The 25,360-nt window shown below is 71.1% G+C and carries 32 protein-coding genes and 1 pseudogene; 25 read left to right on the forward strand and 8 right to left on the reverse strand.

What is annotated here, in order from left to right:
• Positions 1-74: 74 nt before the first annotated feature.
• The 5 genes from AB0B33_RS01535 to AB0B33_RS01555 are packed head-to-tail and all read left to right on the forward strand — an operon-like array spanning position 75 to position 2,846.
• Complete coding sequence (locus AB0B33_RS01535) at positions 75-440, forward strand: F0F1 ATP synthase subunit epsilon (protein WP_086865364.1); 366 nt, start codon at positions 75-77, stop codon at positions 438-440.
• Between the two features lie 25 nt (positions 441-465).
• Complete coding sequence (locus AB0B33_RS01540) at positions 466-900, forward strand: DUF2550 domain-containing protein (protein ID WP_125312947.1); 435 nt, start codon at positions 466-468, stop codon at positions 898-900.
• Positions 901-960: 60 nt separating this feature from the next.
• Positions 961-1,281 carry a putative quinol monooxygenase gene (locus tag AB0B33_RS01545; RefSeq protein ID WP_360765449.1) on the forward strand — a complete coding sequence of 107 codons (321 nt, stop codon included), beginning with the start codon at positions 961-963 and terminating at the stop codon, positions 1,279-1,281.
• A 10-nt stretch (positions 1,282-1,291) separates the two neighbouring features.
• Positions 1,292-2,530: a 3-phosphoshikimate 1-carboxyvinyltransferase gene (gene aroA / locus AB0B33_RS01550; RefSeq protein ID WP_247019149.1), complete on the forward strand. Its 1,239-nt coding sequence runs from the start codon at positions 1,292-1,294 to the stop codon at positions 2,528-2,530.
• A gap of 58 nt (positions 2,531-2,588) precedes the next feature.
• Entirely contained in the window at positions 2,589-2,846 is a 258-nt protein-coding gene (locus AB0B33_RS01555) for a CPCC family cysteine-rich protein (RefSeq protein WP_360766206.1), read from the forward strand.
• 1 nt (position 2,847) lies between these two features.
• On the opposite strand, the gene AB0B33_RS01560 is transcribed toward AB0B33_RS01555, so the two are convergent.
• Positions 2,848-3,420, reverse strand: a complete 573-nt coding sequence (locus AB0B33_RS01560; RefSeq protein ID WP_360765453.1) for a cob(I)yrinic acid a,c-diamide adenosyltransferase — start codon at positions 3,418-3,420, stop codon at positions 2,848-2,850.
• 61 nt (positions 3,421-3,481) lie between these two features.
• Here AB0B33_RS01560 and murA point away from each other — a divergent pair, with 61 nt between their 5' ends.
• A complete protein-coding gene (gene murA, locus AB0B33_RS01565) occupies positions 3,482-4,756 on the forward strand; it encodes a UDP-N-acetylglucosamine 1-carboxyvinyltransferase (protein WP_247019154.1) in 1,275 nt (424 codons plus the stop codon).
• Positions 4,757-4,806: 50 nt separating this feature from the next.
• Complete coding sequence (locus AB0B33_RS01570; RefSeq protein ID WP_247019155.1) at positions 4,807-5,382, forward strand: Uma2 family endonuclease; 576 nt, start codon at positions 4,807-4,809, stop codon at positions 5,380-5,382.
• A gap of 1 nt (position 5,383) precedes the next feature.
• Here the strand turns inward: AB0B33_RS01570 and AB0B33_RS01575 are convergent, their stop codons facing one another.
• The gene (locus tag AB0B33_RS01575) at positions 5,384-5,977 is read right to left on the reverse strand and encodes a TetR/AcrR family transcriptional regulator (RefSeq protein WP_247019156.1); all 594 of its coding nucleotides are present in this window, start codon (positions 5,975-5,977) and stop codon (positions 5,384-5,386) included.
• Positions 5,978-6,068: 91 nt separating this feature from the next.
• On the opposite strand from AB0B33_RS01575, the gene AB0B33_RS01580 reads away from it, so the two are divergent.
• The 3 genes from AB0B33_RS01580 to AB0B33_RS01590 are packed head-to-tail and all read left to right on the forward strand — an operon-like array spanning position 6,069 to position 8,498.
• On the forward strand, positions 6,069-6,500 hold the full coding sequence (locus AB0B33_RS01580; protein WP_360765458.1) for a nuclear transport factor 2 family protein: 432 nt from the start codon (positions 6,069-6,071) through the stop codon (positions 6,498-6,500).
• Positions 6,493-7,311: an NmrA family NAD(P)-binding protein gene (locus AB0B33_RS01585; RefSeq protein WP_360765461.1), complete on the forward strand. Its 819-nt coding sequence runs from the start codon at positions 6,493-6,495 to the stop codon at positions 7,309-7,311. Before AB0B33_RS01580 ends, AB0B33_RS01585 begins: the two co-directional genes overlap by 8 nt.
• Positions 7,308-8,498, forward strand: a complete 1,191-nt coding sequence (locus tag AB0B33_RS01590) for an alpha/beta fold hydrolase (RefSeq protein WP_360765463.1) — start codon at positions 7,308-7,310, stop codon at positions 8,496-8,498. Before AB0B33_RS01585 ends, AB0B33_RS01590 begins: the two co-directional genes overlap by 4 nt.
• 1 nt (position 8,499) lies before the next feature.
• Here the strand turns inward: AB0B33_RS01590 and AB0B33_RS01595 are convergent.
• From AB0B33_RS01595 to AB0B33_RS01605, 3 genes and pseudogenes are all read right to left on the reverse strand, one after another.
• Positions 8,500-8,747 (reverse strand): annotated as a pseudogene (locus AB0B33_RS01595) (LysE family translocator); the annotation flags it as partial.
• Positions 8,748-8,830: 83 nt separating this feature from the next.
• Positions 8,831-9,454, reverse strand: a complete 624-nt coding sequence (locus AB0B33_RS01600) for a LysE family translocator (protein WP_360765466.1) — start codon at positions 9,452-9,454, stop codon at positions 8,831-8,833.
• Positions 9,454-10,080, reverse strand: coding sequence for a LysE family translocator (locus AB0B33_RS01605; protein ID WP_247019169.1), 627 nt, complete (start codon positions 10,078-10,080; stop codon positions 9,454-9,456). The genes AB0B33_RS01600 and AB0B33_RS01605 overlap by 1 nt, the downstream gene beginning before the upstream one ends.
• Before the next feature lie 132 nt (positions 10,081-10,212).
• On the opposite strand from AB0B33_RS01605, the gene AB0B33_RS01610 reads away from it, so the two are divergent.
• On the forward strand, positions 10,213-10,734 hold the full coding sequence (locus tag AB0B33_RS01610; protein WP_360765469.1) for a PH domain-containing protein: 522 nt from the start codon (positions 10,213-10,215) through the stop codon (positions 10,732-10,734).
• Positions 10,735-10,983: 249 nt separating this feature from the next.
• The gene (locus AB0B33_RS01615; RefSeq protein ID WP_360765472.1) at positions 10,984-12,999 is read left to right on the forward strand and encodes a protein meaA; all 2,016 of its coding nucleotides are present in this window, start codon (positions 10,984-10,986) and stop codon (positions 12,997-12,999) included.
• On the opposite strand, the gene AB0B33_RS01620 is transcribed toward AB0B33_RS01615, so the two are convergent.
• Positions 12,992-13,534, reverse strand: coding sequence for a cysteine hydrolase family protein (locus AB0B33_RS01620; RefSeq protein WP_360765475.1), 543 nt, complete (start codon positions 13,532-13,534; stop codon positions 12,992-12,994). The genes AB0B33_RS01615 and AB0B33_RS01620 overlap by 8 nt on opposite strands.
• A gap of 71 nt (positions 13,535-13,605) precedes the next feature.
• Here AB0B33_RS01620 and AB0B33_RS01625 point away from each other — a divergent pair, with 71 nt between their 5' ends.
• The 4 genes from AB0B33_RS01625 (at position 13,606) to AB0B33_RS01640 (ending at position 16,375) form a co-directional block, all read left to right on the forward strand.
• On the forward strand, positions 13,606-14,568 hold the full coding sequence (locus tag AB0B33_RS01625; RefSeq protein WP_360765478.1) for a helix-turn-helix domain-containing protein: 963 nt from the start codon (positions 13,606-13,608) through the stop codon (positions 14,566-14,568).
• Positions 14,565-15,338 (forward strand): enoyl-CoA hydratase-related protein, encoded by a 774-nt coding sequence (locus tag AB0B33_RS01630; protein ID WP_360765480.1) that lies wholly within the window; start codon positions 14,565-14,567, stop codon positions 15,336-15,338. The genes AB0B33_RS01625 and AB0B33_RS01630 overlap by 4 nt, the downstream gene beginning before the upstream one ends.
• Before the next feature lie 75 nt (positions 15,339-15,413).
• Positions 15,414-15,914 (forward strand): TetR/AcrR family transcriptional regulator, encoded by a 501-nt coding sequence (locus tag AB0B33_RS01635; protein ID WP_360765482.1) that lies wholly within the window; start codon positions 15,414-15,416, stop codon positions 15,912-15,914.
• Positions 15,911-16,375: a DUF2867 domain-containing protein gene (locus tag AB0B33_RS01640; protein WP_360765484.1), complete on the forward strand. Its 465-nt coding sequence runs from the start codon at positions 15,911-15,913 to the stop codon at positions 16,373-16,375. Before AB0B33_RS01635 ends, AB0B33_RS01640 begins: the two co-directional genes overlap by 4 nt.
• Here AB0B33_RS01640 and AB0B33_RS01645 read toward each other — a convergent pair.
• Entirely contained in the window at positions 16,347-16,892 is a 546-nt protein-coding gene (locus tag AB0B33_RS01645) for an NUDIX hydrolase (RefSeq protein WP_247019179.1), read from the reverse strand. The two genes, AB0B33_RS01640 and AB0B33_RS01645, sit on opposite strands and share 29 nt — an antisense overlap.
• A 37-nt stretch (positions 16,893-16,929) precedes the next feature.
• On the opposite strand from AB0B33_RS01645, the gene nucS reads away from it, so the two are divergent.
• The gene (gene nucS, locus AB0B33_RS01650; RefSeq protein WP_360765487.1) at positions 16,930-17,589 is read left to right on the forward strand and encodes an endonuclease NucS; all 660 of its coding nucleotides are present in this window, start codon (positions 16,930-16,932) and stop codon (positions 17,587-17,589) included.
• A gap of 1 nt (position 17,590) precedes the next feature.
• A complete protein-coding gene (locus tag AB0B33_RS01655; protein WP_360765488.1) occupies positions 17,591-17,797 on the forward strand; it encodes a DUF1653 domain-containing protein in 207 nt (68 codons plus the stop codon).
• Between the two features lie 9 nt (positions 17,798-17,806).
• On the opposite strand, the gene AB0B33_RS01660 is transcribed toward AB0B33_RS01655, so the two are convergent.
• A complete protein-coding gene (locus AB0B33_RS01660; protein WP_360765490.1) occupies positions 17,807-18,499 on the reverse strand; it encodes a ribosomal protein L7/L12 in 693 nt (230 codons plus the stop codon).
• 412 nt (positions 18,500-18,911) lie between these two features.
• Here AB0B33_RS01660 and AB0B33_RS01665 point away from each other — a divergent pair, with 412 nt between their 5' ends.
• The 7 genes from AB0B33_RS01665 (at position 18,912) to dhaM (ending at position 25,288) form a co-directional block, all read left to right on the forward strand.
• Positions 18,912-19,688: a hypothetical protein gene (locus AB0B33_RS01665; RefSeq protein ID WP_360765493.1), complete on the forward strand. Its 777-nt coding sequence runs from the start codon at positions 18,912-18,914 to the stop codon at positions 19,686-19,688.
• A gap of 189 nt (positions 19,689-19,877) precedes the next feature.
• The gene (locus tag AB0B33_RS01670) at positions 19,878-21,575 is read left to right on the forward strand and encodes a sodium:solute symporter family protein (RefSeq protein WP_360765496.1); all 1,698 of its coding nucleotides are present in this window, start codon (positions 19,878-19,880) and stop codon (positions 21,573-21,575) included.
• A 10-nt stretch (positions 21,576-21,585) separates the two neighbouring features.
• Entirely contained in the window at positions 21,586-21,870 is a 285-nt protein-coding gene (locus tag AB0B33_RS01675) for a hypothetical protein (protein WP_360765499.1), read from the forward strand.
• Positions 21,871-21,917: 47 nt separating this feature from the next.
• Positions 21,918-22,922 (forward strand): DUF3558 domain-containing protein, encoded by a 1,005-nt coding sequence (locus tag AB0B33_RS01680; protein ID WP_360765501.1) that lies wholly within the window; start codon positions 21,918-21,920, stop codon positions 22,920-22,922.
• A gap of 67 nt (positions 22,923-22,989) precedes the next feature.
• Positions 22,990-23,991 (forward strand): dihydroxyacetone kinase subunit DhaK, encoded by a 1,002-nt coding sequence (gene dhaK / locus AB0B33_RS01685; protein WP_360765503.1) that lies wholly within the window; start codon positions 22,990-22,992, stop codon positions 23,989-23,991.
• Positions 23,991-24,620, forward strand: coding sequence for a dihydroxyacetone kinase subunit DhaL (gene dhaL, locus AB0B33_RS01690; protein ID WP_360765506.1), 630 nt, complete (start codon positions 23,991-23,993; stop codon positions 24,618-24,620). The genes dhaK and dhaL overlap by 1 nt, the downstream gene beginning before the upstream one ends.
• Positions 24,617-25,288: a dihydroxyacetone kinase phosphoryl donor subunit DhaM gene (gene dhaM / locus AB0B33_RS01695; protein ID WP_360765509.1), complete on the forward strand. Its 672-nt coding sequence runs from the start codon at positions 24,617-24,619 to the stop codon at positions 25,286-25,288. Before dhaL ends, dhaM begins: the two co-directional genes overlap by 4 nt.
• Positions 25,289-25,360 lie beyond the last annotated feature (72 nt).

Here is a 25,360-nt window from a genome sequence, read left to right on the forward strand (position 1 = left end):
GGCCCCCGCCGTTCTCGTAACTCAGGACCGACCTATTACACTCGGTGGTAACACCCCGAGCGAAGGAGTGCTACGTGGCTGAGATGTCCGTGGAGCTGGTGGCCGTCGAGCGCCGTCTCTGGTCGGGTACCGCCACTTTCGTGGTGGCCCAGACCACCGAGGGCGAGATCGGCATCATGGCCGGCCACGAACCCGTGCTCGGGCAGCTCGTCGAAGGTGGCGTCGTCAAGGTGACGACGACCGACGGCGAGACGGTCTGCGCGGCCGTGCACGGCGGGTTCCTGTCGGTCACCGCCACCGGGGTGAGCATCCTCGCCGAGAGCGCCGAACTGTCCGACGAGATCGACGTCGACGCGGCGAAGGCGGCCTTGAACGCCGACGACGAGACCGAGCGGACGAGGGCCACGGCCCAGCTCCGCGCGGCAGGTCAGTCGGCCTGAGCGCGAGACGGGCAGGAGCCGGGCCGTGAAGATCACCGTGGTGGTAGTCGGGCTCCTGATCGTGCTCGCCGTGCTGGCCGCCTGGTACGGCCAGCGGTGGATCCGGATGCGCCGCGGCGGGGGCGTGAGCGTCGCGCTGCGGTGGCGTCCGGACGCCGCGCGGTCCAGCTGGCACCTGGGGCTCGGCCGCTACGAGGGCGACGAGTTCGTCTGGTACCGCGTGTGGAGCCTGCGGACCGGTCCGGACCGCGTCTTCCAGCGCGAAAGCATGCAGATCGCCGACCGGCGCGACCCGTCCGGGAGCGAGGCCTACGCCGTTCCCGAGGGCTCGACGGTGCTGCGCTGCGAGTCGGAGACCCAGGAAGCGATCGAGATCGCCATGGGCCCGGGCGCGCTCACCGGGTTCCTCTCCTGGCTCGAATCCGCCCCGCCCGGGCGACGTCTTCCCCGGGCTTCCTGACGCTGTCCTTGTCTCAAACTGGGACAGTCACGGCCGCCGTTTTGGCTTACGGTTGAGGCCATGATCTTCATCGTGGTCAAGTTCCCGGTCAAGCCGGAGCACGCCGAAAACTGGCCGGAAATCGTCGCCGACTACACCCGGAACACCCGCGCCGAGGACGGCAACCGGTTCTTCGAATGGTCGCGGAGCCTCGAGGACCCGAACACGTACGTGCTGGTCGAGGGCTTCGAAGGCCAGGACGCCGCCGTCGCGCACGTCGGCTCCGACCACTTCAAGTGGGCGGTCGCGAACCTGGGTGCCTACATCTCGGACAACCCGCGGATCATCAACGTCCAGGACGCCTCCGACTGGGGCCCGATGGCCGAGATCCAGCCCCACTAAACTGGGGCTCGTGACCCTCGTCGAGATCCCCGGCTCCAAATCCGTCACCGCCCGCGGCCTGTTCCTGGCCGCCGCCGCGCACGGCACCACGACCCTCGGCCGTCCGCTGCACTCGGACGACACCGAGGGCTTCGCCGAGGGGCTCGTCAAGCTCGGTTACCGCGTCGACCGGCAGCCCGGCGCGTGGACCATCGAGGGCCGGCCCGCGGGACCGGGCGTCGCTTCCGCCGACGTCTTCTGCCGCGACGGCGCCACGACGGCCCGGTTCCTGCCCGCCCTGGCCGCGGCCGGCGCCGGGACGTTCCACTTCGACGCGTCCGACCAGATGCGCCGCCGCCCGCTCGGGCCGCTGACCGACGCGCTGCAGGAGCTCGGCGTCGACCTCACCTTCGAGGGCGAGCCCGGCCACCACCCGCTGACGGTCCGCGCGAACGGCGTCAAGGGCGGTTCGCTGACCCTCGACGCGGGGCTGTCCTCGCAGTTCCTGACGGCGTTGCTGCTGCTCGGTCCGCTGACCGCGGAGGGCCTGCGGATCACGGTGACCGACCTGGTGTCGGTGCCCTACGTCGAGATCACGCTTTCGATGATGCGGCAGTTCGGTGTGGACGTCCGACGCGAAGGCCAGACGTTCGTCGTCCCGCCGACGCCGTACCAGGCCTGCGACTACCCGGTGGAGCCCGACGCGTCGACGTCGAGCTACTTCCTCGCCGCGGCGGCGGTCACCGGCCGCACGGTGACCATCCCGGGCCTCGGCTCGTCCGCGCTGCAGGGCGACCTGCGTTTCGTGGACGTCCTGGAGCAGATGGGCGCGCACGTCGAGCTGACTCCCGATTCGGTCACGGTGGCCGGCCCGTCGGACGGCCTGCGCGGCGTCACGGTGAACATGCGCGACATCTCGGACACCGTCCCGACCCTGGCGGCGATCGCCCCGTTCGCGTCCGGGCCGGTGCGCATCGAGGACGTCTACAACACGCGCATCAAGGAGTGCGACCGCCTGGACGCGTGCGAGGAGAACCTGCGCGCACTGGGCATCGAGGTGGAGACGGGCCGCGACTGGATCGAGATCCAGCCGGGCACGCCGGTCGGCGCGCAGATCAAGTGCCGCCGCGACCACCGGATCGCGATGGCGTTCAGCATCACGGGCCTGCACACGGACGGCATCACCCTGGACGACCCGGACTGCGTGAAGAAGACCTTCCCGGGCTTCCACCAGGCGCTGGCGACGCTGCGGGAGGGCTGGGGGATCTGATGGGCGAGTTCGACGAGCTGCCGGAGCTCGAGCGCTTTCGGGCGGCGCGCGAGCACGGCTGACGCTCGTAGCTGCCGAAGCGGGCTATCCGTGCCCCTGCCGCGGGCACCTGGTGTTCGGGGAGCCCCCGGGCTCCTACGAGATCTGCGGCGTGTGCTTCTGGGAGGACGATCCGGTTCAGCTGCGGTGCGATCGAGCCCAGGGAGGCGGGGTGGCGTCGCGTCGACCTCGCCGTCGACGATTTCGAGCTTCGAGGCGCCGCGGAACCCCCCTGGCCCAGCGACTCCACGACGCTGTACTGGTGGACCGACCCTGAGCTAAGGCTGCCCGCCCGGCTGCCACAGCACGTCGCCGTCCGGGTTCGCCAGCCGGGAGAGGATGAACAGCAGGTCCGAGAGCCGGTTCAGGTACTTGAGCGCGATCGGGTTCGTCGTCTCCGGCTCGGCCTCGTACAGCGCCCACGCCGAACGCTCCGCGCGCCGGGACACCGTGCGCGCCTGGTGCAGGAACGCCGCTCCCGGCGTCCCGCCCGGCAGGATGAACGACGTCAGCTTCGGCAGGCGCTCGTTGAACTCGTCGCACCAGCCCTCGAGCCGCTCGACGTACTTCTCGGTGATCCGCAGCGGCGGGTACGGCGGGTCGTCGGAGATCGGCAGGCACAGGTCGGCGCCGACGTCGAAGAGATCGTTCTGCACCGTACGCAGCACGTCCGCCACTTCGTCCGGCAAACCGCCCATCGCGATCGCCAGGCCCAGCACCGAGTTCGTCTCGTCGGTGTCCGCGTACGCGCCCAGCCGGGCGGACGTCTTGGGCACGCGGGACCCGTCGCCGAGCGCGGTCGTGCCGTTGTCGCCGACCTTCGTGTAGACGCGGTTGATGCGAACGACCATGAACCCACCATAGCGGCCCCCGCCCGGGCCGAATCCGGGCGAGAGGGCATGATTGGCGGCCATGAGCGAGCACTTCGACGTGCATGGCGGAGCCCGGCTGGTCGGCGAGGTCGACGTGGTCGGCGCCAAGAACAGCGTGCTGAAGCTGATGGCCGCGGCCCTCCTCGCGGAAGGCACCACGACCATCACGAACTGCCCGCAGATCCTGGACGTCCCGTTGATGGGCGACGTGCTGCGGAGCGTCGGCTGCGAGGTCGTCATCGAGGGCGACACCGCCACCATCACGACGCCAGCCGAGCTGTCGCACCGCGCGGACTCGGCGGCGATGGGCAAGCTGCGCGCGTCCGTCTGCGTGCTGGGGCCGCTGGTCGGCCGGCTGAAGCAGGCCGTCGTGGCCCTGCCGGGCGGCGACGCGATCGGCTCGCGCCCGCTGGACATGCACCAGAACGGCCTGCGCAAGCTGGGCGCGACGAGCACGATCGAGCACGGCTGCGTCGTCGCGAAGGCCGAGACGCTGGTCGGCGCGCAGATCTGGCTCGACTTCCCGAGCGTCGGCGCGACCGAGAACATCCTGATGGCGGCCGTGCTGGCCGAGGGCACCACGGTCATCGACAACTGCGCGCGCGAGCCCGAAATCGCCGATATCTGCACGATGCTCGTCGAGATGGGCGCGAAGATCGAAGGCGCGGGCACGTCGACGCTCACGGTCCACGGCGTCGAGAAGCTGCACCCGACCGAGCACCGCGTGATCGGCGACCGGATCGTCGGCGCGACCTGGGCGTTCGCCGCCTCGATGACCCGCGGCGACATCACTGTCCGCGGCGTCAACCCGCACCACCTCGACCTGGTGCTGAACAAGCTGGAACTCGCCGGCGCCGAGGTCGAGACGTTCGACGACAAGGGCTTCCGCGTGATCCAGCCGGAGCGCCCGAAAGCGGTCGACTGGGTGACGCTGCCGTACCCCGGCTTCGCGACCGACCTGCAGCCCTTCGCGGTGGCGCTGTCGGCGGTGTCCGAGGGCACGTCGATGATCACGGAGAACGTCTACGAGGCGCGCTTCCGGTTCATCGAGGAGATGGTCCGCCTGTCCGGCGACGCCCGTACGGACGGCCACCACGCGGTGGTGCGCGGCGTCCCGCAGCTCTCGAGTGCCCCGGTCTGGGCCTCCGACATCCGCGCGGGCGCCGGCCTGGTGCTGGCGGGCCTGTGCGCGGACGGCGTCACGGAGGTCTGGGACGTCTTCCACATCGACCGCGGCTACCCGCACTTCGTGGAGAACCTGAACCGGCTGGGCGCGAACATCGAGCGGGTGAGCGGCGAGCCCGGGCGGGCCTGAGCATGCGACAGGTATCGTAAACTTCTGTAAACCGCGGACAGGGGGTTGCGATGACGGCGCTGCCCGACTGGATGGTGCTCCCCCCCGAAGGCCTTTCGGTCGAAGGGTACGAAGCGCTGCCCGAGGAAGTCTGCCGTGTCATCGAGATCGTCGACGGAGCGATTGTCGTGAACCCGGCCCCGCGCCGCCCGCACCAGAAGATCATCCGGCGGATGTCTTACGCGCTCGAGGAGGCATGCGGAGCCGAACTGGCGGTGGAGTTCGACGTCGATCTCCGCCTGCGGGACGTGCCGCTGCTCAACCGCCGTCCCGACCTGGTGGTCTACGACGCGTCGCTCGACACCGACGAGGTATTGCGGCCGGAGCACTGCTCGCTGGTGATCGAAGTGATGTCACCCGGCTCGATCACCGCGGACCAGACGGACAAGCCCGCGGAGTACGCCGCCGCCGGGATCCCGCACTTCTGGCGCGTGGAGAACGAGACCGACGACGTCCGCGGGCTCACGGTCTTCTGCTACCGGCTCGACCCGACGACCCGGGTGTACACGTCGTCCGGCGCGCACAAGCGCAAGCTGGCGGTCTCGGATCCGTTCGACTTCGCGATGGATCTGGCCGACCTGCTCTGACTCACACCTCCCGGGCCCCCAGCGCGCGCAGGGCGTACGCCACCAGGCGGTCCACGTAGTCCGGCTCCGCCTCGGCCAGCCGGACCACCAGCCGCCAGTAGATCGGTGCCGCGAGGGCGTCCAGCGCCATCTCCATGTCCAGGTTCGCGGGCAGCTCGCCGCGGGTGATCGCGCGGCGCAGCATCGCTTCGCCGACCTCGCGGCGCGGGCCGCCGATGGCCTCGCGCAAGCCGCGGCCGTGCTCCGGGGTGCGGGCGTCCTCCGCGACCAGGTCCGGCAGGATCCGCGAGAACAGCGGGTGCGTGAGCCAGTCGATCAGCGCCTGCATCGTCTCGCGCAGGTCTCCGCGCAGCGAGCCGGTGTCGACCTCCGCCGCGCGGGTCACGCTGAACTCCGTCACCACGGAGGCGATCATGTGCTCCTTCGACGCCCACCGCCGGTACAGCGCGCTCTTGCTGACACCGGCGCGTTTCGCGACGGCCTCCATCGACAGCCGCCCGTAGCCCTGCTCGGCGAGTTCCCACATGACGGCTTCGCTGATGGCCTGCGTGACCTCGGGCTGGAGGACCGCGGCGCCGGTCGGGGTGCGTGCCATGGCGGCAGTGTAGCGGGTGGACGGGACGGTACCGTCCCGTCTAGTCTTACGTCGGGACGGTACCGTATCGTCCGAACGTAAGGAGGCTGCGATGCGCGACTTCGTAGACCACGCGCTCGAGCTGCTGCTGAAGCACGACATGGCCGGGTTCGCCGGGCTCTGGGCCGAGGACGGCGTCCTCGAATTCCCGTTCGCCGCTCCGGGCTACCCGGCGCGCGTCGAGGGCCGCGACGCCATCCGCGAGTACCTGCGCGACTACCCGAACCTCCTGGACATCCGGGAGGTCACGGCGAAGACCGTGCACGAGACAACCGACCCGGCCGTGGTCGTCGCCGAGTTCGCCGTCGCCGGCGTCGTCGTCGCGACGCAGCGGCCGTACGAGCTGTCCTACATCGCCGTGATCACCGTCGAGAACGGCGAGATCCGCCGCTACCGCGACTACTGGAGCCCGCAGGCGGCGGCGGAGCTGCTCGGCGGCACCGACGCGCTGACCGAGGCTTTCGCCGGCGGCGACCGTGGCTGACGTCCTGGTCGTCGGCGGCACCGGCACCACCGGCCGGCGGGTCGTCGCGGGCCTGCGCGCGAACGGCGCCGAGGCGCGCGCGGCGACCCGCAAGCCCGGCGAGCCCGGTCAGGTCCGGTTCGACTGGGCCGACCGCGCCACCCACGCCGAGGCCCTGCGCGGCGCCTCCGCCGTCTACCTCGTCGCGCCGATCGGCGAAGCCGCTCCCGCGGGCCTGGTGGCGCCGTTCGTGGCGGACGCGCTCGACGCCGGGGTCCGCCGGATCGTGCTGCTGAGCTCGTCCGCCGTCACCGACGACACGCCCGGCCTCGGCGAGCTGCCGCGGCTGGTGCGGACGGTGCCGGAGTGGGCCGTGCTGCGCCCGTCGTGGTTCATGCAGAACTTCACCGGCGAGCACCTGGTCGCGCAGGGCGTGCGGGACGGCGAGATCGTGACCGCCACCGGTGACGGCCGGGTCGCGTTCGTCGACGCCGGGGACATCGCGGCGGTCGCCGTCCGCGCGCTGACCGACGCCGAACCGCACAACACCGAACACGTGCTGACCGGTCCTGGTGCTTTGAGCTATTCCGAAGCCGCATCGATCATCGCCGCGCGGACCGGCCGCGCGGTGCGCCACCGCCCGGTCGGCACGGCCGAGTACGCGGCTCGCCTGACCGCGTCCGGCATCCCCGCCGAGTTCGCGCGCGTGCTCGCCGCGCTCGACGAAGACATCCGGCGCGGCGCCGAAGACCGCGTCACGCCCGTCGTCGAGCAGGTCACCGGGCGGGCCGCCCGGTCGTTCGAAACCTTCGTGGAGGAAGAGATCCGATGAAGCAGCTCATGTTCGAAGAAGACGTCCAGTTCTGGTTCGAGACCCTCCGCCTGTTCGGCCACGCGGCCTACGGCGGCTCGGACTTCGGCGAGGTCCTCGCGGCGGCGTCGACGGTGAAGCAGGGCGATTACGACAGCTGGCACGACGCCTACCGCGGCCTGGCCGACCGCTTGTACGCCGAAGCGGCCGACGCGAGCCCGGTGACCGCGCGCGACCTGCTGCTGCGCGCGTCGACGTACTACTTCTCGGCGGAGTTCTTCCTGCACGGCGACCCGGCGGACCCGCGCATCGCGGCGGCCTACGACCGCAGCGTCGAGTGCTTCCGGCGGGCCGCCGTCGCCGAGCCGGTCGAAATCCCGTACGAGGGCACGGTTTTGCGCGGCTACTTCTACCGCGCGCCGGGCGCCGGCCCGAAGCCGGTGCTGCTGATCCACAGCGGGTTCGACGGCAGCGCCGAGGAATGCCACTACCTGGGCGCGGCGGGCGGCGCCGAGCGCGGCTACCACGTGCTGACGTTCGACGGTCCGGGCCAGCCGAGCGCGATCCGGCACGACGACCTGGTGTTCCGGCCGGACTGGGAGCACGTCGTCACGCCGGTGGTGGACTTCGTCCTCGGCATCGAGGGCGTCGACCCGGACCGCGTCGCGCTGCTCGGCATCAGCCTCGGCGGCATGCTGGCCCCGCGCGCGGCGGCGTTCGAAAGCCGGCTGGCGGCGCTCGTCGCGGTGGACGGCGTGTACGACGCGGGCGCGGCGGTGGCCGGGTTCCTGCCGTGGGACCGCGCGGAGATCGTCCGCCGGGCGAACGCGGAGGAGGACCCGGAGTTCGACGCGCTGCTGGCAGCGGGCCGCGAGGCGAGCCCGACCCTGCGCTGGGCGTGCGACCACGGCCGCTACGTCCTGGGCGCGGCGACCGACCGCGAGTTCGTCGCGAAGTACCTGGAGTACACGCTGGAGGATGGCATCGCGGAGCAGATCACGTGCCCGACGCTGGTCTGCGAAGCAGCGGACGACCTGTTCTTCGGCGGCGAGCAGGAGACCGAACCCCGGCGGCTGTACGCGCACCTGAACGCGCCGAAGACGCTGCTGACGTTCACGGCGGAGGAGGGCGCGGACGCGCATTGCCACGTCGGTGCCCAGCGCCTCGCGACCGGCCGCGTCTACGACTGGCTGGACCGGACGCTTTAAACGCCGCTCCGAAACCGACGAGTGCGGTGCCGGTGACGCCGTCGAGAGTGCGGCGTCGCCGGAGCCACGCGCGGACGCGATGGACTCCGGCGAGCGCCAGAGCGTCGCGAGCACGCCCACGGTTCCGGCGAGGAGTAGAGACTCGGTGATCGTCGAGCCCGGGGTCAGGAACTGCGGCAGCATCGACAGCTAGAAGACGAGGACCTTCGAGTTGGGGCGATTGCACAGAAACCCCGCACGCCACCGCCGCCGGTTGTGGGCTACTCGGCGATCCGCAAGTCCACCCACAGGAACCGGGCCGCGCACGAACCGCCGGGAGCGCGAAAGGCAGGTCAGGACTCCAGGGCGAGCGCCGCGCCGAAGCCCAAAAGGGCCGTGCCCGTCACGCCGTCCATCGCGCGGCGGACGCGGCGGCGTTGCACCCAGCCGCGCACCCGGTGCACGAAGAACAGCAGCAGCACCTGCCACACCAGTCCCAGCGCCGCCACCGTGTACGCCAGCAGCAGGGAATCGCCGAACGTCGACGTCGGGGTCAGGAACTGCGGGAGCACCGACAGGTACAGCACGATCACCTTGGGGTTGGTGATGTTGGAAAGGAAACCCTCCCGGAAGCGGCGGCCGCGGGAGGCGCGGGCGCGGCGGACGTCGTCCAGGGCCGCGTAGTCGCCGCGCCAGGCGCCGCGCAGGGCCTGGACTCCCAGGAAGACCAGGTAGGCCGCGCCCAGCCACTTCACCGTTTCGAACACCGGCTGGGAGCGCGTCAGCACCGCGCCCAGGCCGAGGGCCGCCGCCGTGCCCTGGAGGAAGTTCGCGGCCGTGATACCCGCGCACGCCCACGCGCCGCCGCGGGCGCCGCCCGTCAATGCGTTCTTCAGCACGACCATCGTGTCCGGGCCGGGCATCATCGCCAGGAACGCCATCATCGCGGCGAACCCCGCGTACGTGCTCACGGACATCAGGACTCCAGTGCGAGAGCGGCGCCGAAGCCGAGCAGCGCGGTGCCGGTGACGCCGTCCAGCGTACGGCGCACCCGGCGGCGTTCGAGCCACGCGCGCACGCGGTGCACGAACACCAGCAGCACCAGCAGCCACGCCGCACCGAGCACGGCGACGGTGTAGGCCAGCGCCAGCGCGTCCCACGTCGTCGTGCGGCCGGGGTCGAGGAACTGCGGGAGCACCGACAGGTACAGCACCAGCACCTTCGGGTTGGTGATGTTGGAGAGGAACCCTTCGCGGAACCGCCGGAAGCCGCCGCCCTTGCGGCGCTGCGCCTGCGCGACGACTTCGTAGTTGCCGCGCCAGGCCCCGCGCAGCGCCTGGACGCCGAGGAAGACGAGGTAGGCCGCGCCGACCCACTTCAGCGCGAGGAACACCGGTTGCGAACGCGCGATGAGGACGCCGAGCCCGAGCGCCGCGGCACTGCCCTGCACGGCGTTGCCGGCGAAGATGCCGAGCGACGCGAGCAGCCCGCCGCGGAACCCGCCGGACAGCGCGTTCTTCAGCATCACCATCGTGTCGGGCCCCGGCGCGAGCACGATCAGGACCACGATGACCAGGTAAGACCCGTACACGCTCCACGTCACGGCCGCCACGCTAACCGACGGGAACGCCCCTGGTCTCGCGGATTTCGGTCACACCGTTCGCCGCGCAGCGACCGGCCGGACACGGAGCGTGCGAGCTCGGCGGGAGGGGCCCGCGCAGAGTAGTGTTCTGCCATGTCAGCAGGGGAAATCGAGCTTCTGCCCGGTGAGCGCGTGCTCTGGGCGGGAGAGCCGGTCCAGCGCCCGCTCTACGTCGCCGCGGACGGGGTGATCGCCCCTGCCGGGCTCGTCGTCACCGCCGCCGCGCTGTGGTTCCTGCTCGCGCAGCGGCCGGCCGGTGCCACCGCGGTCGCGGCCGTGGTCGTCCTCGCCATCGGTCTGTACGGCGCGATCGGCCGTTCGCTCGTCCGCTACCTCGCGCTCGGGCGCACGACGTACGCGGTGACGGACAGCCGGATCATCGCGCGCTCGGGCCTGTTCCGGCAGAAGGAACGCGCCAGCGAACTGGCCGGCCTGGCGGCGCCGGTTCTCAAGCCCGGACCGTCGCGCACGGGCACGCTCACGTTCGGCACGCCCGGCGCGGTGACGCTGATCGGCGTCGGCGAGCCGAAGCGCGTGCGCGACCTGCTGGCCAAGGCCATCGACGAGGCCAAGGCCCGCCAGGCACCGCCGGAGCCGGACACCTCGGCCGCCTGAGGCAACCGGCCGCGTTCACCGCCATCTTCCCCCACGCCGACGGCGGGCCGACCAAGCTCGCCGTGGTCGTCGACCGGGAAAGGTGGGGTCGGCACGGTGACCTTCGGGGTGCCGGACGCCGAGCGCGTCCGCGACCTGATCGCGCGGGCGCAGGCCGCGCACTGAGTCACCCGGACGTGTCGGATTCCACTGCCACCAAAAGTTACCGGTCGGTACACTCGACGAAACGTCCACCGCCGGAGGTGCCCAGTGCCGTACCCAACGGACCACGAGCGAGACCGACCGTGGGTGATGCGCACGTACGCCGGGCACTCGTCCGCGGCGGCGTCGAACGAGCTCTACCGGCGCAACCTCGCGAAGGGGCAGACCGGGCTCTCGGTGGCGTTCGACCTGCCGACCCAGACCGGCTACGACCCGGACCACCAGCTCTCCCGCGGCGAGGTCGGCAAGGTCGGCGTGCCGGTCTCGCACATCGGTGACATGCGGCGGCTCTTCGACGGCATCCCGCTCGCCGAGGCGAACACGTCGATGACGATCAACGCGCCGGCCATGTGGCTGCTCGCGTTGTACGTCTCCGTGGCGCGCGAGCAGGCCGAAGCCGAGGGGCGCGACGTCGACGAAGTCCTCGCGAAGCTCACCGGCACCACGCAGAACGACATCATCAAGGAATACCTCTCCCGCGGGACCTACATCTTCCCGCCGGGGCCGAGCCTGCGGCTGATCACCGACATGATCGCGTGGACCGTGCACCACGTGCCGAAGTGGAACCCGATCAACATCTGCAGCTACCACCTGCAGGAAGCCGGCGCGACGCCGACGCAGGAGGTCGCGTACGCGCTGTGCACCGCGATCGCCGTGCTCGACGCGGTCCGCGACTCCGGGCAGGTCGAGCAGGCCGACATGGCCAAGGTGGTCGCGCGGATCTCGTTCTTCGTCAACGCCGGCGTCCGGTTCGTCGAGGAGATGTCCAAGATGCGCGCGTTCACCGCGCTCTGGGACGAGATCACGCGGGACCGTTACGGCGTAACGGATCCGAAGGCGCGCCGCCTGCGCTACGGCGTCCAGGTCAACTCGCTCGGGCTCACCGAAGCCCAGCCGGAGAACAACGTCCAGCGGATCGTGCTGGAGATGCTCGCGGTGTCGCTGTCCCGCGGCGCGCGCGCCCGCGCGATCCAGCTGCCCGCCTGGAACGAGGCGCTCGGCCTGCCCCGGCCGTGGGACCAGCAGTGGGCGCTGCGGATGCAGCAGGTGCTCGCGTTCGAGACGGATCTGCTGGAGTACGAGGACATCTTCGACGGCTCGCACGTCATCCAGGCCAAGGTCGACGAGATCATGGCCGGTGCGCGCGAGGAGATCGCCCGCGTGCAGGACCTCGGGGGTGCGGTCGCCGCGGTCGAGAGCGGCTACATGAAGTCGCAGCTGGTCACCTCCCTCGCCGAATACCGGCGCGGGATGGAGAACGGCGAGCGGATCCTGGTCGGGGTCAACAAGTTCGCGACGACCGAGCCGTCGCCGCTGCAGGCCGAGGGCGCGAAGGCGATCGAGACGATCGACCCCGCCGTCGAAAAGGCCGCCGTCACCGCGATCGAAGAGTGGCGCACCGGGCGGGACAACGACGCCGTCGAGCGCTCGCTGGCCGCGCTGAAGGAACGCGCGCAGACGACGGAAAACCTCTTCGAGGCCACTGTGGACTGTGCGCGGGCCGGCGTGACCACCGGCGAGTGGTCCGGCGCGCTGCGCGAGGTGTTCGGCGAATACCGGGCGCCCACCGGCGTTTCCGCGGCGGCCGCGGGCAACGGCGACCCGGGGATCGAGCGGGTGCGCGAACGCGTCCGCGTCACCGAAGCCGAACTGGGCGAGCGGCTGCGGATCCTGGTCGGCAAGCCGGGCCTCGACGGGCACTCCAACGGCGCCGAGCAGGTCGCCGTCCGGGCGCGCGACGTCGGTTTCGAGGTCGTCTACCAGGGCATCCGGCTGACGCCCGAGCAGATCGTCGCGGCGGCGGTGCAGGAGGGCGTGCACGTCGTCGGGTTGTCCGTGCTGTCCGGCTCGCACCTGGAAGTCGTCCCGAACGTCGTCGACGGCCTGCGCGCCGCGGGTGCCGGCGACGTGCCGGTGATCGTCGGCGGGATCATCCCGCCGGACGACGCCGCGCTGCTCACCGAACGCGGCATCGCCCGGGTGTTCACGCCCAAGGACTACGAACTGACCGACATCATGGCGGGCATCGTCGACCTCGTGCGGGAGCGCAACGGGCTCAGCTGAGCGCCGCCAGGATGTCCTTTGTGGACTTGACGGTGGCGAACTGGTTCGCCAGGTTCGCCGCCGTCACGCGGTACAGCTCGTCGGCCGTCACCTCCGGGAGGTCGAAGGTGAACGTCGCGTCGAGCGCGAAAGTCACGTCGTAGCCGAGGTTCCCGCCCATCCGCGCGGTGGTTTCGCAGCAGAAGTTCGTCTGGATCCCGGCCAGGACGAAGCTCGTGATGCCGCGCTTGCGCAGCCACGCGTCGAGGTCGACGTCGCCGATGAAGGCCGAGTTGACCTTCTTGCCGAACACCAGGTCCGGCCGCGCGCCGTCGAGTTCGGGCTTGAAGTCGTTGCCCGGCTGGCCGGGCCGCAGCGGCGAGTCCGGTTTCGCCGAGTCGTGGTGCACGAGCACGACGGGCAGCCGCCGCTCCTGCCACGCGTCGAGCAGCGCCTTCATGTTCGCTTCGGCGCCGGGGTTGTTGCGCGGGCCCCAGAACGCCGCGTCGTCGAACCCGCGCTGGACGTCGATGAGGATGAGTGCCGTTTCGGTCATGGCGTCGAGTTTCGCGGGCTTCGCCGAGCCGGGGGAGTGGCAGAAGACGCGCGATGCGGTACTTTCCTGCCATGCGCACGATCGGCGTTCTGCTGCTGCCCGGCACCCGGGTGTTCGACCTCGCGGTGATCGGCGAGGTCTGGGGCCAGGACCGGACCGACAGCGGGATCGGCCCGTTCACCCTGCGGTTGTGCAGCCCGGGCCGGGTGCGCACGGCCGTTTCGCCGTTCGGTGACGTCGCGGCCACGCACGGGCTCGCCGGGCTCGACGGCTGCGACCTCGTGCTGGCCCCGGGCCGCGACGACCCGCTCGCCGCGGTGCCTCCGGCGGCGGCGAGCGCGTTGCGGCGCGCGCACCGGGACGGGCGGACGGTCGCCGGGTTGTGCTCCGGCGCGTTCACCCTGGCCGCCGCCGGACTGCTCGACGGCCGCCCGGCGACCACGCACTGGCGTGACCTCGACGCGCTGGCCCGCGCCGCGCCGCGGGCGGACCTCCAGCGGGACGTGCTCTACACCGACGACGGCGGTGTCCTGACGTCCGCGGGCGTCGTCGGCGGCCTCGACCTCTGCCTGTACCTGGTCCGGCGCGACCACGGCGCGGAGGTCGCCGCCGCGCTCGCCCGCCGCCTGGTGATGCCGCCGGCGCGGGAAGGCGGGCAGCGGCAGTACGTCGACAACCCGTTGCCGCCGAAGGCCGCCCAGCCCGGTATGGCGTCCACAATGGACTGGGCGCTGGCACGGCTCGGGTCCGGGATCGGCGTCGACGACCTCGTCGGGCACGCGCGGATGAGCGAGCGGACGTTCCACCGCGAGTTCGCGGCGGCCACCGGCGTGACGCCCGGGCGCTGGCTGCGGGTCCAGCGCGTCCGGCTCGCGCAGCGGTTGCTGGAGACGACGCAGCTGCCGGTCGAGCGGGTCGCGGCGCGCTCCGGGCTGGGTTCGGCGGCGAACCTGCGACGGCGGATGCACGCCGAAGTCGGCGTCGGCCCGGACAGCTATCGGCGCACGTTCCGACGAGTTACCGTCGAGGCATGACCGAGTACCACCACATCCTGGTCAAGCGCGACGGCGACACCGTCACGATCACGATGAACCGCGCGGCGCGGCGCAACTCGCTGTCCGCGGACCACCTGGCGGAGCTGCTCGTCGCGTTCCGCGAGGCGGGCACGTCCGACGCGACCGGCATCGTGCTGGCCGGCGCCGGCCCGGTGTTCTCCGCCGGCCACGACTTCGGCGACGTCGCCGCGCGCGACCTGATGGGCGTGCGCGAGCTGCTCACGCTGTGCACGGACCTGATGAAGACGATGGAGTCCGTGCCGCAGGTGGTCATCGCGCGGGTGCACGGCCTGGCCACGGCGGCCGGCTGCCAGCTCGTGGCGTCCTGCGACCTCGCGATCGCCGCCGAATCGGCGGGCTTCGCGCTGCCCGGCGGCAAGGGCGGCTGGTTCTGCCACACGCCGGCGGTGCCGGTGGCGCGCTCGATCGGCCGCAAGCGCCTGATGGAGCTGGCGCTGACCGGTGACGTCATCGACGCGCCCACGGCGTTGGAGTGGGGCCTGGTCAACCGGGTCGTTCCCGACGAGCAGCTCGACGACGCCGTCGCGGAGCTGCTGGCGCGGGCGACGCGCGGTAGCCGGGCCAGCAAGGCGATGGGCAAGGTCACGCTCTACGCCCAGCTCGACCGGCCCGAGGCCGACGCGTACGCGATCGCGCTGGAGGTCATGGCCTCGGCGTCGCAACTGCCCGGCGCGCGTGAAGGCATGGCCGCGTTCCTGGAGAAGCGCAAGCCCTCCTGGCCCGACTGAGCCCGAAACCGCACTTTCCTAGGGAAAGTGCGGTTTCTGGCACTTGCGATCCGTACCATACGGTATGGTATGGCCATGGCGGGCAAACGGGACTGGCTGGACGCGGGGCTGGTGCTGCTGGCGGAGCAGGGCGCGCCATCGGTGACGATCGAGCGGCTGACCGAGCGCCTCGGCCTGTCGAAGGGCTCGTTCTACCACCACTTCAAGGGCATGGGCGGCTTCCGCACGGCCCTGCTGGAGCACTTCGAAGCCGAACGCACGACCCGGTTCGTCGAGCAGGCCGAAGCGGCCGACGGCGATCGGCTGGGCGCGCTGCTGAAGCTCGTCCTCGCGCCGGGACCCGGGCCGGAGCTGGAGATCGCCGTCCGGGCGTGGGCCCTGCAGGACGCCGAAGCGCGGGCGGTCCAAGAGCGCGTCGACCGCACCCGCGTGACCTACCTGACCGAGATCAGCGGCGACGCCGACCTCGCGCAGGCGCTGTACCTGGTCGTCGTCGGCGCGGGGCAGATCGTGCCCCCGCTGTCCGGCCGCCAGCTCAAGAGCGCGCTGGAACTCGTTCTGGGGAGACGGAAATGACCGAGCCTTACGTCGATGGCGCCGACTACGTCGAATTCAAGGAGATCGCGAGCGAGAACAGCCTGCGCGAGTTCGTCGCGGGCGTGTTCGGCTGGTCGCCGTGGTGGGTGAAGGGGCTCTTCGGCGTCCGCTACCTGCTGGCCAAGGCCCTGCGGCTGGACACCGCCTCGGTGCCGCGGACCGGCCGGCTCCGGCCCGAAGACGTCGGGTTCGCACCCGGCGACCGGGTCGCGTTCTTCACCGTCCGGTCCGGCGATCCGGAGCGCTACCTGGTCGCGGGCGTGGACGACAGTCACCTGAGCGGGTACCTCACGGTCGAGGCGGTGCCGCGCGGGTTCCGGCTCGGCACGATCGTGCACTTCCACAACCGCGTCGGGCCCGCCTACTTCGCGGTGATCAAGCCGTTCCACCACCTGGTGATCCGCGGGATGCTCAAGGCCGGAGCCGCTCGTACAGCATGAGCTGGGCCCACGCGGCGATCGTCTGCGCGTCGGTGATCTCGCCGGCGAGGATCATCTTCTCGACGTCCGCCCGCGAGAACCACGCGCTGCGCATGTCCTGTTCTTCGTGCTCGCGCTCGGGTTCGCCCTCGGTGACGTCCGTGGCGAGGAACACCCAGCCGCGCTGGCTGCTCATGCCGGGGGCGACGTCGAGCTTGCCGAGCGAGACCATCGAACCGGCCCGCAGCCCGGTTTCCTCGCGCAGCTCGCGCGCGGCGAGCTCGGCGGCAGGCACCTCGGCCCGGTCGGGCGCGGTGCCCTGGGGGAACTCCCAGCGGCGCTCGCCGACCGGGTAGCGGAACTGCTCGACCAGCTGGAACCGGTCGCCGTCCTGCGGGATGACGAGCGCGTACGCGGGTTTGTCGATCACGCCGTAGATGCCCGGCGAGCCGTCCGGGCGGCGGATTTCGTCCTCCCGCACGGTCATCCAGTTGTTCCGGTACACCTCACGGGACGCGACACGCTGAATGGGGTCCACCCGACCAGTATCACCGACTCTGTCCTACCCTCCTCGGGTGCGTCTCGTGATCGCGCGGTGCCAGGTCGACTACGCCGGCCGGCTCACCGCCCACCTGCCGATGGCCACCCGCCTGCTGCTCGTGAAGTCCGACGGCTCGGTGTCGGTCCACTCCGACGACCGCGCGTACAAGCCGTTGAACTGGATGAGCCCACCCTGCTGGCTGATCGAGGACGGCAAGATCTGGATCGTCGAGAACAAGCAGGGCGAAAAACTGGTGATCTCCATCGAGGAGGTCTTCCACGACTACACCCAGGCCCTGGGCGCGGAACCCGGCCTGCAGAAGGACGGCGTCGAGGCGCACCTGCAGGAGCTGCTGGCCGAGCACATCAAGACCCTCGGCGAGGGCTACACCCTGGTCCGCCGCGAATTCCCGACGGCGATCGGCCCGGTCGACATCATGGCCCGCGACGCCGACGGCGGCTCGGTGGCGGTGGAGATCAAGCGCCGCGGTGAGATCGACGGCGTCGAGCAGCTGACGCGGTACCTGGAGCTGCTCAACCGCGACCCGCTGCTGGCCCCGGTGCAGGGCGTGTTCGCGGCCCAGATCATCAAGCCGCAGGCCCGCACGCTGGCGGAGGACCGCGGCATCCGGTGCCTGACCCTGGACTACGACGAGCTGCGCGGCATCGAGTCCGACGAGTTCAGGCTGTTCTGAGGTGCTGCCCGGCCGGTACGTCCACTACAAGGGCGGCGAGTACGAGGTGCTGGGCGTGGCCCGGCACAGCGAGACCGAGGAAGAGCTCGTGGTGTACCGCGCGCTGTACGGCGAGAGGGGGCTGTGGGTGCGCCCGAAGGCGATGTTCATCGAGAGGGTGGAGACGGCCGACGGCGTCGTGCCGCGGTTCCGGCACGTGGAGAGCTGACCCCGGGGTTCACAGCAGTTCGACGGCGGCCCCGGCTTTCTCGAGCTCTTCGCGGGCCGCTTCGGCTTCGGGCTCCGGCACCTGTTCCAGCAGGATCGACGGGGTCCCGGTCACCAGTTCCTTGGCGTCGATCAGGCCGATTCCCCGCACGAGACGGCGGACCGCCCGGACGACCTCGACCTGGTGCGCGCCGGCGTCGAGCAGCGCGACGTCGAACCGTTCCCGCCCGTGCGGCGAACGGGATCGCGTGCGGTGACCGGAGCCGGGGTGCTCGCCGAGCTCGTTCAACGCCGCGGCGAACTCCTCGGCCGCCGCGACCCCGTCCGGGTGCTGCCGGAGGCTGACCGCCCGTTCGATCGTCCGCCCGGGCCCTTCGACGACGAGGTGGGCTTCGCTCTCGTAACCCCTCTTCTTGACGGCCAGCGCCAGGAGCCCGAGCAACAGTGCTCGCGGCACGGTGACCCGGCTGTGTTCGGCGCTCCGGATCTCCACGCGCGCGGACAAGCCCGCCACCGGGTGGTGCAGCGCCCGGTCGCCGCTGCCCTCGACGACGGCGGTGCGGGTCAGCCGCAGGCCCGCGAAGGCCGCGATGACTCCCTCGTCGAGGTCCGCGCCCGCCGCCGTCGCGGAACGCATCACCTTCACGCCGACCGCTCCGGCGAAGATCGCGAGGAGGAGTACGACGACGGCCCACGGTGACATCCGGGCTCCCTTCGGCTGCGGTATGGCCACCGGGTCGTCGCGGGGCGCTCCGGCGTTACGGCGGGCGCGGTAATCGTTCTCCGCGCCGATACCGGATCGATGCCGGATTCCGGTATCTGATTCCGGCTCGATTGCTCCGCAAGGAAATCATTGACGTGGTCGGCCGCAGCGCTGTGACCAGGTCTTATTTCGGTCGATTCCTGCGCTGTTCGGGTGAGCTGCGGATCCTTTCCCGCGTGCCGGTGGGACACTCGTTTCGAGGGGTTCCGCCGGTGCGTTCCGGCGTGGCCGGAGGGTGGTGTGCTCGGCCGTCTTTCTTTGCCGTGCCTGCGTTTCAGTCCGCCTTCGAGCTCGTGTGCGCATGCCAGCCGGCCGGTGTGCGCGCGTTTTCGCCTGCACGGAGGAGGAAGTCATGCGTTATCGCCCACTCGGTTCCGATCCGGCCGACCCGCGGCTCGGGCGGTTCATTCCGGACGACTGGCGGCACGTGGAAAGGTATCCGTTGTCCGCGCTCGCCGAAGACGACCGGCCCACCCGGGCGCCCGTCGTGATCGGGGTCAACTGGTACTCCGCGTTCGACGAGCCGGAACAGGACGAGACCTCCGGCGAGTTCTTCATCGCGCGGGCCGGTGCCGAGAAGCTCGGCCGGGTCCGCGGCGGGCACTGCGTGTGCCTCGAACCGGGCGGGACGCCGGACACCGACGCCTGGTACGCGTTCTACGACCAGGGCCGCGAGGGTGCCTGCGTCGGCTTCGGCTGGTCGCGGTGCATGTCGATCTTCAACGGCAGCGAGTACACCGCCCGCTGGCTGTGGGACTCGGCCAAGAAGCGCGACGAGTGGCCCGAGACCAACCCCGGCGACGACAACGGTACGTCCGTCCGCGCCGCGGCCGAGGTGCTCGCCGAAGCGGGGCACGTCCTCTGGGACGACTCCTACGCCGGCGACGACTGGCAGAAGCGCGAGCAGTACGTGCCGGAAGCCAAGCAGGGCATCAAAGCGTTCCGCTGGGCCAAGTCGGTCGACGACGTGCACGCCGTGCTCGGCAACCCGCGGGCCGACGAGCTCGGCGCCGTGCCGATCCTCAACTCCTGGGGCCCGGGCTACCCGCACCGGACCTACCTGCCCGACGCCGTCCTGGCCCGGCTGATCGAAGAGGAAGGCGAAATCGCCGTCCCGACCGACCGGTGATCGGCTGCCGCTCCCGCGGCGCGTGAAAACGAGGGCGCGTTTCCCCAGGTGAATGCCAGGGGGGACGCGCCCTCCGGCCACTTCGGACACGTCAGCGTGCCGACCCTGAATCCATGCAGTACTGTCCCGATCCGACAGGGTAGTGGGGATTTCTGTGGGTTGTTGTCCAGTTTGAAAGAGGTGGGTCGGGTGCTCGTCCTAGCCGATGCGAACCTGCGACTCGACGCGAGCGCGATCGACTACATCGAGTTGGCGTTCTATTTCGTGCTCGTACTCGGCATCGGGTACCTGGCACGGCGTCAGGTGTCCAGCAGCCTCGACTTCTTCCTGTCCGGCCGGTCGCTGCCCGCCTGGGTCACCGGCCTGGCGTTCATTTCGGCGAACCTCGGCGCGGTCGAAGTGATGGGCATGTCGGCCAACGGCGCCAAGTACGGCCTGCCGACGGTGCACTACTTCTGGATCGGCGCAATCCCGGCGATGCTGTTCCTCGGCATCGTGATGATGCCGTTCTACTACGGCTCCAAGGTCCGCAGCGTCCCCGAGTTCATGCGCCGCCGCTTCGGCAAGCCGGCTCACCTGCTCAACGGCGTCAGCTTCGCCACCGCGCAGATCCTCATCGCGGGCGCGAACCTGTTCCTGCTGGCCAGTGTCGTGAACCTGCTGCTCGGCTGGCCGCTGTGGGTGTCGATCATCATCGCCGCCGCGATCGTGTTGTCCTACACCGCGCTCGGCGGCCTTTCCGCCGCGATCTACAACGAGGTCCTGCAGTTCTTCGTGATCGTCATCGCGCTGGTGCCGCTGACCATCATCGGCCTGGTCAAGGTCGGCGGCTGGCAGGGCCTGGTCGACAAGGTGACCAACAGCCCGGGCGGTACCGCGCAGCTGCACTCGTGGCCCGGTGACAACCTGACCGGCTTCGGCAACAACATCCTGTCGATCCTCGGCATCGTGTTCGGTCTCGGTTTCGTGCTGTCGTTCGGCTACTGGACGACGAACTTCGTCGAGGTCCAGCGCGCGATGGCGTCGAAGAGCATGTCCGCCGCGCGGCGCACGCCGATCATCGGCGCGTTCCCGAAGATGCTGGTCCCGTTCATCGTGATCATCCCCGGCATGGTCGCCGCGGTCGCGGTCCCCGAGTTCATGCGGGACAAGCAGGTGCTGCTGGACGGCGGCACGGCCGAAAGCGGCGTCACCTTCAACAACGCGCTCCTCCTGCTGATGCGCGACCTGCTGCCGAACGGCATGCTCGGCATCGCGATCGCGGGTCTGCTGGCCTCCTTCATGGCCGGCATGGCGGCGAACCTCAGCTCGTTCAACACCGTCTTCACGTACGACATCTGGCAGACGTACGTGAAGAAGGACAAACCGGACGGCTACTACCTCCGCCTCGGGCGCGTGGTGACCTCGGGCGGCACGATCCTCGCGATCGGCACCGCGTTCATCGCGTCGAACTCCGGCAACATCCTGGACTACCTGCAGGACCTGTTCTCGTTCTTCAACGCGCCGCTGTTCGCGACCTTCATCCTGGGCATGTTCTGGAAGCGGATGACCCCGCACGCCGGCTGGAGCGGCCTGCTTTTCGGCACCGCGTCGGCGGTCACCGTCTGGGGCCTCTCCCAGGCCGGGGTGCTGGGCCTGACCGGCCAGGGGATCAGCTTCGTCGCCGCCGGGACCGCGTTCGTCGTCGACATCGTGGTGAGCGTCGCGGTGTCGCTGGCGACCAAGCCGAAGCCGGACGAGGAGCTGGTGGGGCTGGTCTACTCGCTGACCCCGAAGGAAACGCGCAAGCACGACGACACCGGCGAGAACGCGGGCTGGTACCGCAAGCCGGGCCTGCTCGCGGGCATCGTGCTCATCCTGACCATCGCCCTCAACGCCATCTTCTAGGAGGTCCGTCATGGCTACCGAGTCCGGCGCGCGGCCCCGCAAGGCGGGCGCTTTCGACATCCGGCTGATCATCGCCCTGCTGATCGGCGTCTACGGCGTGATCCTGACGGTGATGGGCATCGGCTTCACCTCCGACGCGGACCTCGAGAAGGCCGCCGGCGTCAACATCAACCTGTGGGCCGGGATCGGCATGCTGGTCGTCTCCGCGCTCTTCATCATCTGGGCGAAGGTGCGGCCGCTCGTCGTCCCGGCCGCGACCGAGACGGAAGACACGGCGCCCGCCGCGGGCGAATAGCCGGGTTGTCCGGACAGCGGCGCGAGGGTGCGGCTACCGTGCACCGCGTGCTCCTTCACGCCCGGCGCCGCCGTCTCCCGAAGCTGTTCCTGCTGGTCACCGCCCTCGCGCTGCCGCTGACCGCGTGCGGGCAGGACCTCGGCCGGTCCAACTTCGCGCGGACGACGGTGCCCGCCGCGGCCGGCACCGGCCAGGTCGCCGACGGCCCGATCACCGACGCCGCCGTGGCGACGAACGTGCTGCGCGCGATCAAGCCGTGCCAGTTCCTGACCAAGGACGCCCTCGGCGCGCTCGGCCTCGGCACGGTCGAGGACGACCCGTCGCAGTCGTCGATCGCCTTCGACACCTGCAGCAACAAGGTGAAGGACCCCGGCGGCAAGGAGATGCGGCTCGAGGTCGAGCTCGGGAACACCCTGCTGCCCCGGGCCGACAAGACGACCGGCCAGGTCGGCGGGCTGCCGCTGCGCGTCAACAAGACCGGCGACACCGACTGCATGCTCGCGGCGATGACGGCGCTGAACCCGGACCTGGGGCTCACCGTGTCGGTCACCTACCCCGGCGACCCGTGCCGTCCCGGGCAGGCGGTGCTGGAAGCGGCCGTCCAGAAGGTGCACAACTCGCCGGAGAAGTACTCGACGCCGCCGGGCACCACGCTGACCGCCGACCCGTGCGCGATGGCCGACACTTCGGCGGTGAGCGCCGCCGTGCCGTCGGCGAAGTCCGTGCCCTCGGGGCTGCACTCGTGCGACTGGAAGAGCAACGGAACGGACCCGACGGTCACCGTCAAGTTCCGGCCGGGCCTGCCCCCGATCGTCGGTGACGGTTACTCCAAGGTGGACATCGGCGACGGGGTGACCGCGTTCCGGAAGCAGACGAGCACGAGTTCGTCGCGGTGCACGGTGGAGTGGCAGCACCGGCCGTGGCAGGGCGACGACGTCGAACTGGCCCAAGTGGACTACGGCAGCTACGCCGCCGAACCGGCCGACGACGACCCGTGCGGCAAAGCGGTGACCGTCGCGAAAAACGTCGTCACGAAGCTCCCCAAACCCTGATCTGGCGGTCGGCCGCGCGGCGAGGTAGGAAGGGGGCACCCCACCCGCCGATGTGCCGGAGGTTGCCGTGAAGAAGATCATCAACGATCCGGCGAACGTGGTCGCGGAGTCGCTGCGGGGCCTCGCCGCCGCGCACTCCGACGTCCTGCGCGTCCAGTACGACCCCGATGTCGTCGTCCGGGCCGACGCGCCGGTCGCGGGCAAGGTCGCCGTGATCTCCGGGGGCGGGTCCGGGCACGAACCGCTGCACGGGGGCTTCGTCGGCCAGGGCATGCTCGCCGCCGCCGTACCCGGCGCCGTGTTCACCTCGCCGACGCCGGACGCCGTGCAGGCCGCCGTCACCGCGACCACCGGCGACGCGGGCGCGCTGCTCATCGTCAAGAACTACACCGGGGACGTGCTGAACTTCGAGACGGCCGCCGAGCTGGCCGCCGCCGAGGGCCTCGAGGTGCGCAGCGTCGTGATCGACGACGACGTCGCGGTCAAGGACTCGACCTACACCGCCGGCCGCCGCGGGGTCGGCGGGACGGTGCTGCTGGAGAAGATCACCGGCGCCGCCGCCGAGCGCGGGGACTCGCTCGACGCCGTGACCGCGCTGGCGGAGAAGGTGATCGGCCGGGTCCGGTCGATCGGTGTCGCGCTGACCGCGCCGACCGTGCCGCACGCCGGCACCCCGAGCTTCGACCTCGACGACGGCGAGGTCGAGTTCGGCATCGGCATCCACGGCGAGCCCGGCCGCGAACGGATCCCGCTCGAACCGGCCGACGCGCTGGTGGCGCGGCTGGTCGAGGCCGTCGTCTCGGACCTGCCCTTCGCGTCCGGCGACCGCGTCCTGCTCTTCACCAACTCCATGGGCGGCACCCCGCTCGTCGAGCTGTACCTGGCCCACGGCATCGCCGAGCGGCTGCTGGCCGAGCGTGGGATCGTGGTCGAACGCCGGCTGGTCGGCCCGTACATCACCAGCCTCGAGATGCAGGGGATGAGTCTGACGTTGCTCAAACTGGACGACGAGCTGACCGAGCTCTGGGACGCGCCGGTCAACACCGCGGCGCTGCGGTGGGGGCTCTGATGACCTGCAAGGCCGAGGGAGTCGCGGCGGCCGTGCGCGCCGCCGCTGCGGTGGTCGCCGAGCACCGCGCGGAACTGGTCGAGCTCGACCGCGCGATCGGCGACGGCGACCACGGCGAGAACCTGAACCGCGGGTTCACGGCCGTCGTCGCGGCGCTCGACGCCGGTGCGCCGGACACACCGGGCGGGGTGCTGAAGCTCGTCGCGACGACGTTGATCTCCAAGGTGGGCGGGGCCGCAGGCCCGTTGTACGGCACGGCTTTCCTGCGTGCCTCGGCCAAGCTGGGTGCGGCCGCCGACCTCGACGTCCCGGCGTTGCTGGACGCGTTGCGCGCCGGCCTCGAAGGCGTCCAGGCCCGCGGGAAGGCCGTCGGTGGCGACGCGACCATGGTCGACGCCCTGATCCCCGCGGTCTCGGCCGCGGAGAAGGCAGCGGGGGACGGCGGTGACGTCGCCGCGGTGCTGACCGCCGCGGCCGACGCGGCCGACCGCGGCGCGGAGTCCACAGTGGACTTGGTGCCGCGCAAGGGCCGGGCGTCCTACCTCGGCGAACGCGCGGTGGGGCACCTGGACCCCGGCGCCCGGTCGTCGGCGCTGCTGCTGCGCGCGTTCGCGGAGGCGGCCCGGTGAGCGTGGGGATCGTGCTCGTTTCGCACAGCGCCAAACTCGCCGAAGGCCTGGCCGAGCTGGCCGCCCAGATGGCGCCCGACGTCACCATCGTGCCGGCCGGCGGCCTCTCCGACGGCTCGATCGGCACGGACTACGACGAGGTCGTCGCCGCCACCCAGCGCGCCGACCGCGGCGACGGCGTCGTGCTGCTCTACGACCTCGGCAGCGCGCAGATGACCGCCGAGCTGGCCGTCGAATCGCTGGCCGACCCGTCGGCGGCCATCGTCGCGGACGGCCCGCTGGTCGAGGGCGCGATCGCCGCGGCCGTCGCGGCGCAGGCGGGGCAGGACCGCAAGGCGGTGGCCGAGGCCGCCGCCGCGGCCGGGATCCCCGAGGACCTCGAGCCGGCCGAGGCCACGGCGGGCGGCGCCGAAGTCGAGCTGGAGCTGCGCAACGACGTCGGGCTGCACGCCCGGCCCGCGGCGGTGCTGGTGCGCACGCTCAGCGAGTTCGACGCCGAGGTCACCGTCCGGCTCGGTGACCAGGAGGCCGACGGCCGCAGCGTGCTGGCCCTGATGTCGCTCGGTGCCCGGCAGGGTGACCGGATTCTTTTGCGGGCCCGCGGCCCGCAGGCCGCTGCGGCGCTGGAGAAGGCAAAGGAGCTGGTGGACGGCAATTTCGGCGAGTGAGGCGGGTTCGCCGACCGGGTGACTTGAGCCGTACTGACTCGATTCCGTCTGGGCTTCGCGCGGTTCCGCGTG

The sequence above is a fragment of the Amycolatopsis sp. NPDC049159 genome, assembly GCF_040648295.1.
Lineage (GTDB): Bacteria > Actinomycetota > Actinomycetes > Mycobacteriales > Pseudonocardiaceae > Amycolatopsis > Amycolatopsis pretoriensis_A.